Consider the following 14,983-nt stretch of genomic DNA (forward strand, 5'->3'; position numbering starts at 1 on the left):
GTCCGTGGAGGACAACAAACATGCTTTACCCGATTGCGATTTCAACCGGCGACAACGATCACGCCTGGGGCGTAGAGGTACCGGATATTCCCGGCTGTTACTCCGCCGGCGACGACCTGGACGACGCCATGGCCATGGCCCGCGAAGCCATTGAAGGCCACTTCGAGATCCTCGCCGAAGACGGTGCACCGATTCCCAGTGCGCAAAAGGTCACTTTACATGCCGCCAACCCTCAATACGCAGGCTGCACCTGGGCCGTAGTGGACATTGATGTCACCAAGTACCTGGGCAAGGCGCAGAAGCTCAACATCACGTTACCCGGCTATCTGCTGAACCGCATCGACGACTATGTGCTGCACCACCCGGAAGAAAAAAGCCGTTCGGGGTTTCTGGCGTCAGCGGCGCTGAAAGTGCTTCAGCAGGAACATTGATTAAGCCAATCCCTACAGAGGCTTCATCGTTCGCCTATCAGCATCGCAAGCACCTTACCCAGCCACAGGACACAGCAGAATGCTCCCGCGTGGACAAAAAACGTCGAGGCAGGTTCTTAGAAAAGTCGTGGGGTTAGTGCTGATAATCCCGCTACTGCTCCCACTGACGCCGATCCCTTTTGGCCTGGGACGCGTTGCATCGATAGCGGCCGTTGCCGGGTCCTTCTACGGTGCATGGTACGCAAGGCAACATGCCAGCCGAGGCCTGACAATCGGCGCGGCCATCATTGCTCTACTCAACCTAGGCTCAGTGGTCGCACTGTCAACGCCCTCGATAATCTGGTTTGTCTTCCTGGTTTCCTGGGTCTATGGGTCAGGCAACTGGATTCAATGGCGTTTTTAGCCCGTGTAGAATTCCATCGCAAGAAACGAGTTTTCCCCAAGGCACGCAAGACGGATACTGGCGCCATACAGAGTCACGGATTACGCCCATGCCATACGAATACACGCTCATGCCCTCCCCCGTTGGCCAACTCACCCTGGTGGCGCGCAACGGCAGACTCGGCGCCATCCTGTGGGAAAACGAGCGCGCCAACCGTGTGCGCCTGGGTGAATTGCGCGAGGCCAATGACAGCCCGGTGCTGCTGGAAACCGAGCGCCAGCTGAAGGAATATTTCGCCGGTACCCGCCACCAATTCGAGCTGGAGTTGGATTTCTGGGGCACCGACTTTCAGAAGCAGGTCTGGCAGGCGCTGCTAACGATTCCGTTCGGCGAAACCCGCAGCTACAGCCAGATCGCGCAGCAGATCGGCAAGCCGAAAGCCGTACGTGCGGTAGGTGCCGCCAATGGACGTAACCCGATTTCGATCATTGCGCCGTGCCATCGGGTGATCGGTGCATCAGGCGGGCTGACCGGGTTCGCCGGAGGGTTGCAAGCCAAGCAGTATTTGCTGGCACTGGAAGGCACCGGCCAGGCGCAATTGGCTTTTTAAGGTCGCTAACGACAAAACGTTCCACGTTGCTCATCACGCCAAATGTAAAAAGAAATTTCAAAGACGCGCTGCGGTCCACTCTTTCATCACCCCCCTTCCAAAGGAAAAGCGGTCATGAAATTCTCTGCAGTCTCCCAGTCCCTGTCCCGTTGGGCAGGCAGCCCGCGTACGTTCTACGCGGCGATGGCGTTGATCCTGGCGTGGAGCCTGAGCGGGCCATATTTCCACTACAACGACACCTGGCAGCTGATCATCAACACCTCAACCACCATCATCACATTCCTGATGGTGTTCCTGATCCAGAACACGCAAAACCGCGACAACGACATCCTGCATATCAAGATCGATGAACTGCTGCGCGTTTCCAAGGATGCGCAGAATGCGGTGTTGAGCCTGGATGGGCTGGACCGTAAAGAACTGGAGAAACTGCGCAAGGAATACCGCAGCATCGGCGCGACGGGCAACGTCAATCTCAACAGCAGTTGCGGCGAGCACGTCGACGATGCCGCGCCGATCAAAACCGATTTGAACCAGGCATGAAAAAACGGCGGTTGGAGAAGCTCCAACCGCCGTTTTTCAGTTCAGGTGACAGACTCAACCGTCGCCTTGATGACCCTTGCCGTAAGTCGAGGCCAATGCGCGGGCTTTCTGCAGACGCTCCTCCAACTTAGGCAACGTCTCATCCACCAGGGCCTTTATTTCCGGCACATCCGACGCTGCACCTTCCTTTTTGAACAGGGCGATAGCGTCTTCGTTTTCTTTCACCTGTTGCGCTGTGTAGGCGGCGTCAAAGGAGTCGCCGTCCTTGAGTTCGGGCATCAGGGTTTCGGCTTTATCTACGATCTTCTCGCGCGGCGCCACCGGCAGGTCGAGCTTCTTGGCAATGGCCGCCAAATGCTGGTTGGCTAGGGTGCGCTCGTTGATCACCTCGATGGTGTAGTCCTTGATTTCCTGGGACGAGGTTTTGGCGTGGGCCATGCGACTGGTTTCGATATCAGCCATCCCTTTGGCCGAAGCCTGCTCGATGAATTCAGCAGGTGACTGGGCGAAAGCATTGCTGGCGCCGAGGCCCAGCAGCATCGCGAAACTGGCGGTGCGTAACCGGATAGCCATGCGGCTCATGATGGGTTCCTCCAGGGTAAAAATAAGTGCGGGGGAACACACCCCGCCCTGGATTCGAATTTTATGCGCGGCAAAGGTTTAGAAAAAACTCGCCAGTGCGACGAACGGTCGTCCTCAATTCAGGTGGGTTTGCTGCCGAATAGGCCTGGCAACGCGTGCGCCAGGGCATTGATGGCGAAACCGATGAACATCACACCGCAGAGCCGGGTGATGAGGATTTCGTGCCGCTGATACACCGTGCGCACCCGCTGGGCGCCGACCACTCCGATCAGGATCGCGTAGGCCAGCACGCCGCCGATGAAGCTCAGGAAGATCAGCGAAGGCAGCATCGACCAGGTCAGCAACTCGGCACGGCTGGACAGCAACGCCGTAAACGTCGCCACAGCCACCGGGTACGCCTTGGGGTTGGTCAGGCCGAACAGAATGCCGTGCCAGAACGGATGCCGTGCCGCGCCCTGAGGTGTATCGCCGCTGCGACGCTGAGTGCGAATCGCACGCCAGCCGAGCCAGAACAGGTACAGGCCGCTGAGCATGCCGAGCACATCAAACGCACTGCTGCCCACTTCCCGCGCGCCAACGATGGCGATCAATGCCGTCGAGCACCACACCACATCCCCCAGCAAATGCCCGCACAGGAACCCTGCACCCGCACGCCGGCCACGAGCGGCGCCGATGCCGAACACAGCCAACACGCCGGGGCCAGGCGTAATACCGTAGATAAAACCTGAAGCAAGGACGGCGAGCAGCAAGGATGAGGTCATGGGCGCGACTCAGACAGAGCGTTATAGAGGTGCTGGGATTCTGCACGTTCCAAGGCTACGGGTAAAACTTCATTCCGGCATAGGGCTTGGTGCGACACGCTTGCAGCCGCGAGGCCAGGTCACCGACATGAGCTTCGAGTTTGTGGCCATCGGGATCGAGAAAATAGAACGACGCCCCTTCGCTGCGGTTGTCACGCCACTCCTGCACATCACCAGCTCGCAGGCGTGCGACCAACGCGGTGAAATCAGCCGCCGCGACGGTAAACGCATAATGGGTGTAATCGGCCGCCGGCTTGGCGTCGCGCAGTGGATCGAGTGACAGACACAGCCATAGACCCGGCAGCGAGAGGTACGGGCCGGTGTCCCATGTGGCATCCAGCTGAAGTTGCAGCAACTCATGATAGAAGCGGACGCTGCGGTCCACGTCGGTGACAGCCAGGGTCAGGTGGTTGAAGCCGCAAAGCATGGAAATATCCTTTTCACGTTCAGAACGCTACCCCCTCACGAACGGGGCAAATCATGGTGGCGGTGACGATGTAGTATGTTGCACTTGGAACACGCGAGAGGGTTATGCCTCGATGGCCCTACATCGTTCCGTACCGTATCCGAGAGGGACGATTACAAGTCATGCGGATTTTCCATACGCGGCGCCAGCCGCCCGCATCCTGGTAGCGGATGTTCAATCACTTACCCCCCCCTGCACCCGCCCAATCAACCACTGCAAACCCGCATCCCCGCCCCGCCTTGCGTGCCATGCCAGCTCAAACGCAAAAGACGGAATATGAAACGGCGGCGGTACGGCCAGCAAGTGCGCGTGATCAATATTCAGCAAGCCACGCGACGACACGGTAAGAATCAGGTCGGTGCCTTGAATCAACTGCGGCGCCACACCCCAATGCGGCAGGCTGATCGCCACATGCCGACGCTGACGAATCGCTGTCAGCGCCCGTTCGATTTCCGGCGTGCCACTGCCGCGCATTTCCAGCAATACATGGGGACGTGACAGGTAGGTGGGCAGGTCCAATATGCCACTTGCCGGCAGGCTGTTGCGGTCCACCAGGCAGGTGTAGTGCTCTTCGAACAACGGCGTAGTACGCAGTTCGGCAGGCATGTCGGGGAAGACCCCCGCCGCCAGGTCGAGGTCGCCATTGAGCACCCCATCCATCATGCCTTCGCGGCTGGCCTGGATAATCTGCAGGTCGATACCCGGCGCTTCACGGCGCAACGTACGCACCAGGTCAGGTAGGAAAATCGCCGCACTGTAGTCAGACATCGCCAGACGAAACCGGCGTTTGGCCGACGCCGGGTCGAAGCGATTGGGCGCCAGCAAGGCCTGTACCTGGGCCAGGGCTTCAGCCAGTGGCGTGGCCAGTTCCAGCGCGCGAGCGGTTGGCACCAGCCTGCCGCCCTGACGCACCAGCAGCGGATCACCGAGCAGATCACGCAAGCGCGCCAGCGCATGACTGACCGCCGGTTGACTGAGGTGCAAACGCTCGGCGGCGCGGGTGACCTGTTGCTCGCTGAGCAAGGCGTCAAGAATCACCAGCAAGTTGAGGTCGATGCGGCGCAGATCATTCATCAGCTGCATGCTCGGCATAAGAACTTGGAATTTAAATTTGCGTGACGAATAGCCTAGAGTCCAGCAAAACCTCTGGGAGATTCAAAAATGACCACGTTGCATTGGTTGGGATTATTGGCACTGGCGGTCGTCGCCGGAGCGGTGGTGCCGTTCCAGAGTGCGATCAACGCCAACCTCGGGCGCGGGCTGGGTCACCCGCTGTGGGCCACGCTGGCGTCATTGCTGGTGAGCATCCTCGTGTTGCTGCCGGTGATAATGGCGCTGCGCTTGCCGTTGCCAAGCCTGGCGTTTATCAGCAAGGCGCCGCTGTGGATGTGGGCGGGCGGCGCGTTTGGCGTGTGCTTTATTTCCCTGGCGTTGATACTGCTGCCCAAACTCGGCGCGTCGGGCTTTATCGCCTTGGCCATGGCCGGGCAGATTCTGGCCTCGCTGGCGCTTGATCATTTTGGCCTGTTCGGCCTGGTGGAGCGTCAACTGACAACGCCCCGGATTCTTGGCGCGTTGTTGTTGATCGGGGGCGTAGCGTTGATTCAGTTCAGCACCACGCCCGCCCGCGCCTTGGCGACCGCTGGCTGATCAGCCCTTATCGAGGGTGCGCAGCTTTTGTGGCAGGCCCCACAACAACAGCGCCGCGGCCAACAGCGCACATACGCCGATCACATAGAGCGCCGGGGTGGTGCTGCCGGTCAGGTCCTTGATCCGCCCTACCATCACCGGGCTGACGATGCCACCGAACTGCCCGAGGGTATTGATCACCGCAATACCGCCCGCCGCGCCTGCCCCGGCACCGGCCAGCAACTTGGGAGGCAGGGTCCAGAAGGTCGGGATCGAGGCGATGATGCCCGCGCCCAACATGCCCAGGGCAATGATCAGGAAGGTGGTGTGGTCGGCAAAAATGCCCGCACAGAAGAAGCCCACCGCCCCCAGCACGACCAGGCCGCAGACGAACTTGCGCCGCTCGCCGGTGGCATCCGACAGTCGCCCGATCACCACCATACTGATGGCACCGCACACATAAGGAATCGCCGTGAGCAGTCCGATCATCACCGGGCTCTGGGTGCCGGCGCTGCGGATCAGTTGCGGGGCCCAGAAGTTGAGGCCGTAGGACGCCACCTGAATCAGGAAGTAGATAAACCCAAGCATCAGGAATCCAGGGATGCGGATCGCCGACAGCAGCGAGCCTCCATGCGGGTTCGGCTCATGCTTGGCGATACGGCTGGCCAGCAAGGCCTTCTCCGCCGGCGTCAGCCAATGGGCGTCTTCGATACGGTCCTTGAGCAATGTCAGCACCAGGAACCCGAGGCCGATGCACGGCAAGCCACCGAGCAGGAACAGCCAATGCCAGCCGCGCATCTGGAAGACGCCGTCGAGGTGCTCCAGCACCAGGCCGGAGAACGGCGCGCCCACCAGGCCCGCAAACGCCGACGCCAGGAACAGCATCGAGGTGATACGCCCCCGGAAGTGCTGCGGGAACCACAACGTCAGGTAATACAGCACGCCGGGCGCGAAACCCGCCTCCATCGCACCGATGATGAAGCGCAGGCCATAGAACTGCCATTCGGCGGTGACAAACACCATCGCCGCCGTCGCCAGGCCCCACGACATCATGATGCGCGCAATCCAGCGCCGGGCACCGACCTTGTACAGCATCATATTGCTCGGCACTTCGAAGATCACATAACCCACCACGAACAACCCCGCGCCCAAGCCATAGGCGGTGTCGCTCAGGCTCAGGTCCGCCTGCAGCTGGAACTTGGCGAAGCTGATATTGATACGGTCAAAAAACGCGAACAGGTAGCACACCATGATCAGCGGCATCAGGCGCCAGGCGACCTTGCTGACCAGGGCTTTTTCGGCATCGATTTCAGCGGCCGGGCGCACGCCGGCCTCCAATGTATTAGTGCTCATGCTTTCTCTCCAGCGGGCTGCTCATTGGCGCCCGATTGTTTTTGTTGTCTGGTGCTGTGTTACAGCGCGGCGATGTAGGCCGGGGGGGCATGCAGGTCGCAATTACGCCCGGCCTTGGCCACCTGGCCGGGCAGTTCGTGGCCCAACAGGGCCGGTAAGCGACGGGACATGTGCAGCAGGTGCGGCAGGTCGATACCGGTGTGAATCCCGACCTCCTCGCACAGGTTGACCAAATCTTCAGTGCAGATGTTGCCCGACGCCCCCGGCGCAAACGGGCAACCGCCCAACCCGCCGAGCGCTGCGTCAAAACGACGGGCGCCGGCCTCATAAGCCGCCAGCACGTTGCACAGACCCAGGCCACGAGTGTTGTGGAAATGCAGGGTCAGATCGCGGGCGGACACGCGCTGCAACACGCGCTTGACCAAGCGCTCGACCTGTCGCGGATTGGCCATGCCGGTGGTGTCGGCCAGGCTGATGCCGGTGATTCCAAGCGCTTGGTACGCCTCGACAATCTGCAGCACGCGGTCTTCAGCGATCTTGCCCTCGAACGGGCAACCGAAGGTGGTGGCGATACTGCCGTTGAGCCTTACCGGGTGGTCGGCGGCAAAGCGTGTGATATCGCCAAACGCCGCCAACGACGCCTCACAGCGCATGCGCATATTGGCCAGGTTGTGGGTCTGGCTGGCGGACATCACCAGGTTCAACTCATCGGCGCGGGACTCGATGGCACGCTGGGCGCCCTTGAAGTTGGGGATCAGCGCCACATAGATCACACCCGGCTTGCGCTCGATGCCCTGGAACACTTGCTCGCCATCGCGCAATGCCGGGATGGCCTTGGGCGAGACGAACGAGCCTGCTTCGATCCGCGAGAAACCGGCCAGGGAAAGCTGGTCGATCAACGCGATCTTGTCCTGCGTTTCGACCCAGGTCGGCTCGATTTGCAGGCCATCGCGCGGGGACACTTCCTGCACGATCAGCGGGTCTGAATAGTCTGTGATCATTGCACCACTCCCGAGGTTTTCAGGCGTTGGATATCCGCGCCGGCCAGGCCCAGGCTGCCGAGAATTTCGTCGGTGTGTTGCCCCAGGGACGGACCCTGCCAGTTCACGCCGCCGGGGGTTTCCGAGAGTTTGGGCACGATGCCGGGCATCTTCACCGACACACCGCCCGGCAGCTCGGCATTGAGCAACATGTCACGCGCCTGGTAGTGCGGGTCGCTGACGATATCGGCCACGGAGTAGATACGCCCGGCGGGTACTTCAGCCGCTTCCAGGGCGCTAAGCACCTGCTCGATGGGCAGGCTGCTGGTCCAGTGCGTAATCGCAGCGTCGAGCAACCCGCTCTTGGCGGCGCGGCCATCGTTATGGGCAAACTCGGGGGCTTCGGCCAGGTCGGTGCGACCAATGGTGGTCATCAGGCGCTTGTAGATCGGGTCGCTGTTGCCGGCGATCACCACATAGGCGCCGTCGGCCGTCAGGTAGGTATTGGAGGGCGCAATGCCAGGCAAGGCGCCGCCGCTGCGTTCACGCACATGGCCGAGCATGTCGTATTCCGGCACAAGGCTTTCCATCAGGTTGAACACGCTTTCGGCCAACGACACATCGACAATCTGCCCGTCGCCCTGCCCCGTCTTGACCCGCAGCAGCGACATCAGTGCGCCGATCACGCCGTGCAGCGACGCCAGGGAATCCCCCAGGCTCACGCCGACCCGCGCCGGCGGCGAGTCCGGGTTGCCAGTGGTGTAGCGGATGCCGCCCATCGCCTCGCCGATGGCACCGAAGCCGGGGCGGTCGCGATACGGGCCGGTCTGACCGTAGCCCGAGATGCGCACCAGCGTCAGCTTGGGGTTGAGGGCGTGCAACACGTCCCAGCCGAGGCCGAGTTTTTCCAGGCCGCCGGGGCGCAGGTTTTCGATCAGTACGTCGGCGTCACCGAGCAATTGCTTGATCAGGTCCAGGCCTTCCGGCGACTTGAGGTCCAGCGCCAAGGACTTCTTGTTGCGCGATTGCAGGTACCACCACAGTGACGTGCCTTCGTGCAGCTTTCGCCATTTGCGAAGTGGGTCGCCCTGCCCCATGGCTTCGATCTTGATCACCTCGGCGCCAAACTCGGCCATCAGCCGGGCGGCGAACGGCGCGGCAATCAGGGTGCCGATCTCGATCACCTTGATACCGCTCAGGGGAGCCGTCATGGGGTGTACCTCTTGTTTTTGGAATGTGCTGCCAAGACTAGAGGGGCGGCGCAGGAGAAATCCAACCGTCAGTTGGCAAGGAGCGTTCGCTAAACGCGAACACTCAAATAATCGAACAGTAACCGGCTCACGGGTGACAACTGCGCCTCGTCGCGCACCACCAGAATCAGGCTGCGATCCGACCAGTCATCCGTCAGCGGCACGGCATGCAAACCCAGTGCGCGGCCGAACAACTCATAGGCCTTCTGCGGCAGGACACCGATGCCCATATTCGCCTGGACCATCCGGCACATCGCATCAAACCCCGGCACATGAATGCGCAGGCGAAGCATCTTGCCCGCCTCACGCGCGGCGGCGTGGGTGCGCATATTGATGGAACTGGCGGCGTGCAGGCCGACGTAATCGCTGTCGAGGGTTTCGGCGAAGGCCAGGCTTTCGCGGGCGGCCAACGAATGATCCTTCGGCATCAACACCACCAGTTTGTCGTGGCGATAAGTCACGCTGGGCAGGCCTTTGGTGTCGGTGTCGCTGGAGCAGATCCCCAGGTCCGCCACGCCATCCAGCACGCCTTGCACAACACCATTGCTGGGACGTTCTTCGAGGTCGGTTTTCACTTCGGGGTGCGATTCAGAAAAGTCCCGCAGGTCTTCCGGAAGGAACTGAATGATCGCCGACAGATTGGCCAGCATCCGCACATAACCGCGCACGCCGTGACTATGCTCGCCCAGTTCCAGGCCCATCTTCTCGACGTTGAACAGCATCTGTCGCGCATGGTGCAACAGGGTTTCGCCAGCCGCCGTCAAGTCCATGCCCTTGGCACGCCGCACGAACAGACTGACGCCCAGCACCTGCTCCAACTCCATTAAGCGCTTGCTGGCGGCCGACACGGCAATGGCTTCACGGTTGGCGGCACGGGTCAGCGTGCCTTCCTCAAACACCGCGACGAACAGCTGCAATGTGATCAGGTCCAGCCGACGTACCAGGCTCTTGTGCAGCATCAGCGACGCTCGCTGGCCAGCCGATTGATCTCGGCCTGTTCCACCACCGGCTGCGGCGCGCCGTGACTGGCCGCCTGCAACATGGCACGCCCCACCGTCTCGGTACTCACAACCCAACCCGGTTTCAGCCGACGCACCAACGACAGCAACGGACCGAGCACGGAATAGAACGACTGGTACAACGGCGTCTTCGACCGCACGCCATGCAACGGCTGGATCACCCCCGGCCGAAACAGATACACCGCCTTGAACGGCAGGCGCAGCAAGGCGTTCTCGGTCTTGCCCTTGACCCGCGCCCACATCGACTTGCCCGCTTCGGAACTGTCGGTCCCGGCGCCGGACACGTAGATAAAGCTCATCTGCGGATTGAGCCGCGCCAGCGTGCTGGCGGCGACCAGTGTCAGGTCATAGGTGAGGTGGGTGTATTTGGTTTCATTCATCCCTGCCGATGAGACACCGAGGCAGAAGAAGCACGCATCAAACCCTTGCAACAGGTTCTCCAAGGGCTGGAAATCCAGCATGTCACCGTGCAACACCTGGTGCAGCTTGCCGTGCTCCTGGGTCAAGGCCGTGCGGCCGACGGCGACGACTTCCTGAACGTCAGCGGCCAACAGGCACTCGCGCAGAACACCCTGGCCGACCATGCCGGTGGCGCCGAATAACAGAACTCTCATGGGTTGGTTCCTTGGTTACAAACGATTAGCCGCACGTTAGAGACAAACACACTATCAGCTTGTAGTTTACCGCTGAAAAAGGAAAAGCCTGCCCTTGAACAATACCACCACGCTCGCCCTGGCCTGCAGCGCCGCCTTCCTTGCCCAAGTCGGCATCAGCAGCTACCTGCCCGCTGTCCCCGCTATCGCCCGCGCCCTCCCTGCGGCTGAAGACCACGTCGCGCTGGCCCTGGCGATCTACCTGGTCGGCATGGCGTTGCCGATGTTGCTGTGGGGCAGCCTGGGCGAGCGTTTTGGGCGTAAGCCTGTGCTGTTGGCGGCGCTTGCCGTGTACGCGTTGGCGAGTGCGGCGATCCCCTCGGCATTCAACGTTGAAGCCTTCCTGTCATTGCGGCTTATTCAAGGGTTGGGCGCGGGCGGTGTTTCGGTGATGGCGCGGGTGTTGGTGCGTGACAGCTTCAGCGGTGCATTGCTGGCAAAAGGGTTGTCGTGGCTGGGCATGACGTTCGTGATCGCTTTGGGCATCGGTCAATTCGTTGGGTCGTTGTTGCAGGTGATCTTCGGCTGGGAGGCGATCTTCTACGGGTTGGCGATTGGCGCGGTCATGTTGATGCTGGTGTTGCAGCGAGTGATGTTCCCGGCACGGGTGAAAGCCGACGCTTGTGCATCCGCCTGGCGCATTTACGCCACGATCGTGCGGCATCCGCCGTTTCTGCATGCAGCCTTGGCCGGTGGCCTGAGTTATGGGGTGATCATCGCCTTCAACACCTGCGCACCGTTGATTCTACAAGGACGTTTCGAGTGGAGCGCAGCGCAATATGGCTGGCTGGGTTGGCCAATCAGCGCGGCGTATCTGGCGGGGGCATTGATGGTCAACCGCTTCGTGGCTCGCACGGGGCGGCTGAAGATGATGGGCTGGGGCGTGGCCCTGGTTCTGACGGGGACGGCCGTGATGCTGCTGGGCAGCGTGTTTGCTGGCGGGCTCGCCATCCTGCTGTGGCTACCGTATTGCGTGGCCGTGCTGGGGCAGTCGATGAGTTACCCGATCAGTTTATCCGTGGCCAACGATGAATCGCCGGTGAACGGCTCCTATGCCATGGCCTTGAGCGGCTTTATGCATCAGTTGATGGCCGCATTGATCGGCGGCATGGCGAGCCTGCTGGTGAGTCCGCAGGCGTGGCCGTTAGCCGTTTTATGTGTGGCGTTGGCAGGCGCCGCATCAATGTGCGTCGCCCGCTGCCGGTCGGATCAAAACGCGCTGCGAAAGATCTCCTCGATCTGACGCTGATCCGCCCGCCGTGGGTTGGTCAAACCACACGCATCTTTGAGCGCATTGGTCGCCAGCAAGGGAATGTCTTGCAACTTGGCGCCGAGCTCCCGCAATCCGGCGGGAATTTCAACGTCATGGGCCAGGCTGCGAATGGCGGCGATGGCGGCTTGGGCGCCCTCTTCGTCGGTGACGCCCTTGATGTCGGCACCCAACGCACGGCCCACGTCGCTCAAGCGTTTGGCGCTGACGCTGGCGTTGAAGCTTTGCACATGGGGCAGCAACACCGCGTTGCACACACCGTGCGGCAGGTCGTAGAAACCGCCCAACTGGTGGGCCATGGCGTGCACGAAACCCAGCGACGCATTGTTGAAGGCCATGCCGGCAAGAAACTGCGCATACGCCATGTTTTCCCGCGCGACCTTGTCGCTGCCGTCGCGTACCGCCAGGCGCAGGTTGGCGCTGATCAGCTCGATGGCCTTGATGGCGCAGGCGTCGGTGATCGGTGTGGCGGCGGTGGACACATAGGCTTCGATGGCATGGGTCAGTGCATCCATGCCGGTGGCGGCGGTGAGGCCCTTGGGCATGCCGACCATCAAGCTTGGGTCGTTGACCGACAGCAGCGGCGTGACGTTGCGGTCGACGATGGCCATTTTCACGTGGCGGGTTTCGTCGGTGATGATGCAGAAGCGGGTCATCTCACTGGCGGTGCCGGCGGTGGTGTTGATGGCCACCAGTGGCAGCTGTGGCTTGCTGGACTGGTCGACGCCTTCGTAGTCGCCGATATGCCCGCCGTTGGTGGCGCACAGGGCGATGCCCTTGGCGCAGTCATGGGGCGAGCCGCCGCCCAGGGAGACCACAAAATCGCACTCGCTCTGTTGCAACAACGCCAGGCCTTTTTCGACGTTGTCCACATTGGGGTTGGGCTTGGCGCCGTCATAGATCACCGAGTCGATGTCCTGCATCGCCAGTTTCTCGGCGATCATGCTGGCCACACCGGCCTTGGCCAGGCCCGCGTCGGTGACGATCAACGCTTTACGAAATCCGTAGTTGCGGATGGCGATCATGGCTTCGTCGAGGCAGTCGGTGCCCATGATGTTAACGGCGGGGATGAAGAAGGTGCTGCTCATGGCGAATCCTCGGATGACGTTTATGCCTACAGCATCCACCTCACTTGCCTGCGGCATCTTGATCAGGATCAACGCCAACCCGTGATAAAGTCACCGTCCAGCCGATTTCGAGTAGACCCGCCGCAATGAAGGATTTCCAGGATATTGACGCCCACCTTGAAGACTGGAGCGCACTGCGCGCGACCCTCGACTTCAGCGGGATTCTGATCGGCAACGGCGCAAGCCGCACGATTTGGGAAGACTTCGCCTACGACTCGCTGTTCGAAAACGCCCGCACCGTCGAAGAGAAACCCCTGAGTCAATCCGAACTCAGCGTGTTCGACGCCCTGCAGACCCGCAGTTTCGAGCAGGCCCTGGGCGCGTTGAAGACCACCAGCCGGGTCAACAAGGCCTTGGCGGTCAGCTCGGCGGCACCGCGCAATCGCTACTACGCGATCAAGGAAGCGTTGATCAACACTATCCACACCGTGCATATCCCATGGCGCCTGGTGCAGCCGTCGACGCTGGCGACGATCAACAGCGAGCTGGCGAACTACCCCACGGTGTTTACCACCAATTACGACCTGCTGAACTACTGGGCGATCCTGCATGCCCCCGGCATCGACGACTTGTTCCGCAGCGCCGACGCCAGCTTCGATCTGCGCAATACCCGTACCGACACCACGCGCATTTTGTACTTGCACGGGGGCCTGCACCTGGTGCGCAACCTGGATGGCACCGCGCGCAAATTGCCGACCACCGACAGTACCTTGCTCAGTAGTTTTGCGATCAACAACACCCTCAAGACCCTGGATGACGTGCCGCTGTTTGTCAGCGAGGGCAAGGTGGAAGAGAAGCTCAAGACCATCCGCAGCTCGGATTACCTGTCGTTCTGTTATGAGCAGTTGCTGAGTCATGAAGGTGCGCTGTGCGTCTTCGGCCATGATTTGGGGGCGCAGGACAAGCATCTGGTGGACGCGATTCGCCAGGCCAACGTGACGACGCTGGCGATCTCGGTGTCGGGGCGCACTGACGGGTTTATTCGTCAGCAGAAGCGGCGGTATTCGGAGTTGTTTGATGGCTCTGGGGTGAAGCTGAAATTTTTTGCGGGGCGGACGCATCCATTGGGCAATCCAGCACTGTCAGTCCCCGTCGAACGCTGATTTTTCGGGCGACTTAAATACAATGTGTGTGGCTTGCCTGCGATGCAGGCACCTCGGTCTGTCAGTTGAACCGAGGTGATGCTATCGCAGGCAAGCCAGCTCCCACATTGAGCGACGTCAGTCTTCCGAGCTGTGCACCACGACCAGCAACTGCGCCTGCACCGCCCCCACCGAGCGCAACCGATGAGGCTTCTGCGCATTGAAGTGCAGCGCGTCGCCACGCTCCAGGATCACCCGCTCGCTCATGAAATCCACCTCCACCTGGCCTTCATGCACGAACAGAAACTCTTCCCCCACGTGCTCCTTGAAGGTCTTGTCGGTGAACTCCGCCGGCGGGTAGATGATAAACGGCAGCAAGCTGCGCTCGCTGACCTGATGGGCCAGCACGGCGTAACCCGGTGAGGTGTCCGGCCGCTCATGGCTGCGCACCAGGCTGTAGCTGTCGAGGCTCACGCTGTCTTCGCTGAACAGCTCTTCGACCTTCACGTTCAACGCCTTGGCCAGTTTCAACGCGGCGGCAATCGACGGCGTGTTGAGCCCGCGCTCGACCTTGGACAGGTAGCTCTTGGTCATGCCGGACTTTTCAGCCAGCGTCTCCAAGGTCACGCCAAGTTTTTTTCTCAATAATTTCAAACGGATAGACATGCGCTGCGATTAATCCATGCAGTAAGCGATGAGCTGTGCTTGCTAATGACACAATGTGTCATATAGCATCTTTAGTGTCATTTGCGTTCACCCAACGACCTTGCGAGCAGCGGGAGACAGCAAACCAAGACGTCCATTGAACC

General features: G+C 60.9%; 17 protein-coding genes and 1 pseudogene. 7 read left to right on the forward strand and 11 right to left on the reverse strand.

Annotation, left to right across the window (positions count from 1 at the left end):
- Positions 1 to 20: 20 nt before the first annotated feature.
- The 3 genes from BM403_RS17290 (at position 21) to BM403_RS17305 (ending at position 1,963) form a co-directional block, all read left to right on the forward strand.
- On the forward strand, positions 21 to 431 hold the full coding sequence (locus tag BM403_RS17290; RefSeq protein WP_046034512.1) for a type II toxin-antitoxin system HicB family antitoxin: 411 nt from the start codon (positions 21 to 23) through the stop codon (positions 429 to 431).
- Positions 432 to 922: 491 nt separating this feature from the next.
- Positions 923 to 1,423 carry a methylated-DNA--[protein]-cysteine S-methyltransferase gene (locus BM403_RS17300; protein ID WP_012722728.1) on the forward strand — a complete coding sequence of 167 codons (501 nt, stop codon included), beginning with the start codon at positions 923 to 925 and terminating at the stop codon, positions 1,421 to 1,423.
- A 114-nt stretch (positions 1,424 to 1,537) separates the two neighbouring features.
- Positions 1,538 to 1,963 carry a low affinity iron permease family protein gene (locus tag BM403_RS17305; protein ID WP_012722727.1) on the forward strand — a complete coding sequence of 142 codons (426 nt, stop codon included), beginning with the start codon at positions 1,538 to 1,540 and terminating at the stop codon, positions 1,961 to 1,963.
- Between the two features lie 54 nt (positions 1,964 to 2,017).
- Here BM403_RS17305 and BM403_RS17310 read toward each other — a convergent pair whose 3' ends face one another.
- The 3 genes from BM403_RS17310 to fos all read right to left on the reverse strand — a co-directional run bounded on the left by BM403_RS17310 (position 2,018) and on the right by fos (position 3,772).
- A complete protein-coding gene (locus BM403_RS17310) occupies positions 2,018 to 2,545 on the reverse strand; it encodes a DUF4142 domain-containing protein (RefSeq protein ID WP_005785958.1) in 528 nt (175 codons plus the stop codon).
- A 119-nt stretch (positions 2,546 to 2,664) separates the two neighbouring features.
- On the reverse strand, positions 2,665 to 3,306 hold the full coding sequence (locus tag BM403_RS17315; protein WP_093543946.1) for a LysE family translocator: 642 nt from the start codon (positions 3,304 to 3,306) through the stop codon (positions 2,665 to 2,667).
- Between the two features lie 55 nt (positions 3,307 to 3,361).
- Positions 3,362 to 3,772, reverse strand: coding sequence for a fosfomycin resistance glutathione transferase (gene fos / locus BM403_RS17320; RefSeq protein ID WP_093543948.1), 411 nt, complete (start codon positions 3,770 to 3,772; stop codon positions 3,362 to 3,364).
- Positions 3,773 to 3,858: 86 nt separating this feature from the next.
- On the opposite strand from fos, the pseudogene BM403_RS17325 reads away from it, so the two are divergent.
- A pseudogene (locus tag BM403_RS17325) lies at positions 3,859 to 3,978 on the forward strand (type II toxin-antitoxin system RelE/ParE family toxin); the annotation flags it as partial.
- A 7-nt stretch (positions 3,979 to 3,985) separates the two neighbouring features.
- Here the strand turns inward: BM403_RS17325 and BM403_RS17330 are convergent.
- Entirely contained in the window at positions 3,986 to 4,903 is a 918-nt protein-coding gene (locus tag BM403_RS17330; protein ID WP_093543950.1) for a LysR substrate-binding domain-containing protein, read from the reverse strand.
- 69 nt (positions 4,904 to 4,972) lie between these two features.
- Between BM403_RS17330 and BM403_RS17335 the strand changes: the two genes are divergently transcribed.
- The gene (locus BM403_RS17335) at positions 4,973 to 5,461 is read left to right on the forward strand and encodes a DMT family transporter (protein WP_012722722.1); all 489 of its coding nucleotides are present in this window, start codon (positions 4,973 to 4,975) and stop codon (positions 5,459 to 5,461) included.
- Here the strand turns inward: BM403_RS17335 and BM403_RS17340 are convergent, their stop codons facing one another.
- The 5 genes from BM403_RS17340 to BM403_RS17360 form a co-directional block, all read right to left on the reverse strand.
- Positions 5,462 to 6,793 carry an MFS transporter gene (locus BM403_RS17340; RefSeq protein WP_012722721.1) on the reverse strand — a complete coding sequence of 444 codons (1,332 nt, stop codon included), beginning with the start codon at positions 6,791 to 6,793 and terminating at the stop codon, positions 5,462 to 5,464. It lies immediately after the preceding gene.
- 59 nt (positions 6,794 to 6,852) lie between these two features.
- Positions 6,853 to 7,794, reverse strand: a complete 942-nt coding sequence (locus BM403_RS17345; protein ID WP_093543952.1) for a hydroxymethylglutaryl-CoA lyase — start codon at positions 7,792 to 7,794, stop codon at positions 6,853 to 6,855.
- Positions 7,791 to 8,984, reverse strand: coding sequence for a CaiB/BaiF CoA transferase family protein (locus tag BM403_RS17350; RefSeq protein WP_093543954.1), 1,194 nt, complete (start codon positions 8,982 to 8,984; stop codon positions 7,791 to 7,793). Before BM403_RS17350 ends, BM403_RS17345 begins: the two co-directional genes overlap by 4 nt.
- A gap of 89 nt (positions 8,985 to 9,073) precedes the next feature.
- Entirely contained in the window at positions 9,074 to 9,982 is a 909-nt protein-coding gene (locus BM403_RS17355) for a LysR family transcriptional regulator (RefSeq protein ID WP_093543956.1), read from the reverse strand.
- Positions 9,982 to 10,656, reverse strand: a complete 675-nt coding sequence (locus BM403_RS17360; protein WP_046034504.1) for an NAD(P)H-binding protein — start codon at positions 10,654 to 10,656, stop codon at positions 9,982 to 9,984. The genes BM403_RS17355 and BM403_RS17360 overlap by 1 nt, the downstream gene beginning before the upstream one ends.
- 94 nt (positions 10,657 to 10,750) lie before the next feature.
- Here BM403_RS17360 and BM403_RS17365 point away from each other — a divergent pair, with 94 nt between their 5' ends.
- Positions 10,751 to 11,938: an MFS transporter gene (locus BM403_RS17365; protein ID WP_093543958.1), complete on the forward strand. Its 1,188-nt coding sequence runs from the start codon at positions 10,751 to 10,753 to the stop codon at positions 11,936 to 11,938.
- On the opposite strand, the gene yiaY is transcribed toward BM403_RS17365, so the two are convergent.
- On the reverse strand, positions 11,905 to 13,053 hold the full coding sequence (gene yiaY, locus BM403_RS17370; RefSeq protein WP_012722715.1) for an L-threonine dehydrogenase: 1,149 nt from the start codon (positions 13,051 to 13,053) through the stop codon (positions 11,905 to 11,907). The genes BM403_RS17365 and yiaY overlap by 34 nt on opposite strands.
- Before the next feature lie 125 nt (positions 13,054 to 13,178).
- On the opposite strand from yiaY, the gene BM403_RS17375 reads away from it, so the two are divergent.
- Positions 13,179 to 14,195, forward strand: a complete 1,017-nt coding sequence (locus BM403_RS17375) for a DUF4917 family protein (protein ID WP_093543960.1) — start codon at positions 13,179 to 13,181, stop codon at positions 14,193 to 14,195.
- 117 nt (positions 14,196 to 14,312) lie between these two features.
- Here the strand turns inward: BM403_RS17375 and BM403_RS17380 are convergent, their stop codons facing one another.
- On the reverse strand, positions 14,313 to 14,840 hold the full coding sequence (locus BM403_RS17380) for a helix-turn-helix domain-containing protein (RefSeq protein WP_093543962.1): 528 nt from the start codon (positions 14,838 to 14,840) through the stop codon (positions 14,313 to 14,315).
- Positions 14,841 to 14,983: the final 143 nt, after the last annotated feature.

It is taken from the genome of Pseudomonas sp. OV546, from assembly GCF_900116845.1.
Lineage (GTDB): Bacteria > Pseudomonadota > Gammaproteobacteria > Pseudomonadales > Pseudomonadaceae > Aquipseudomonas > Aquipseudomonas petroselini.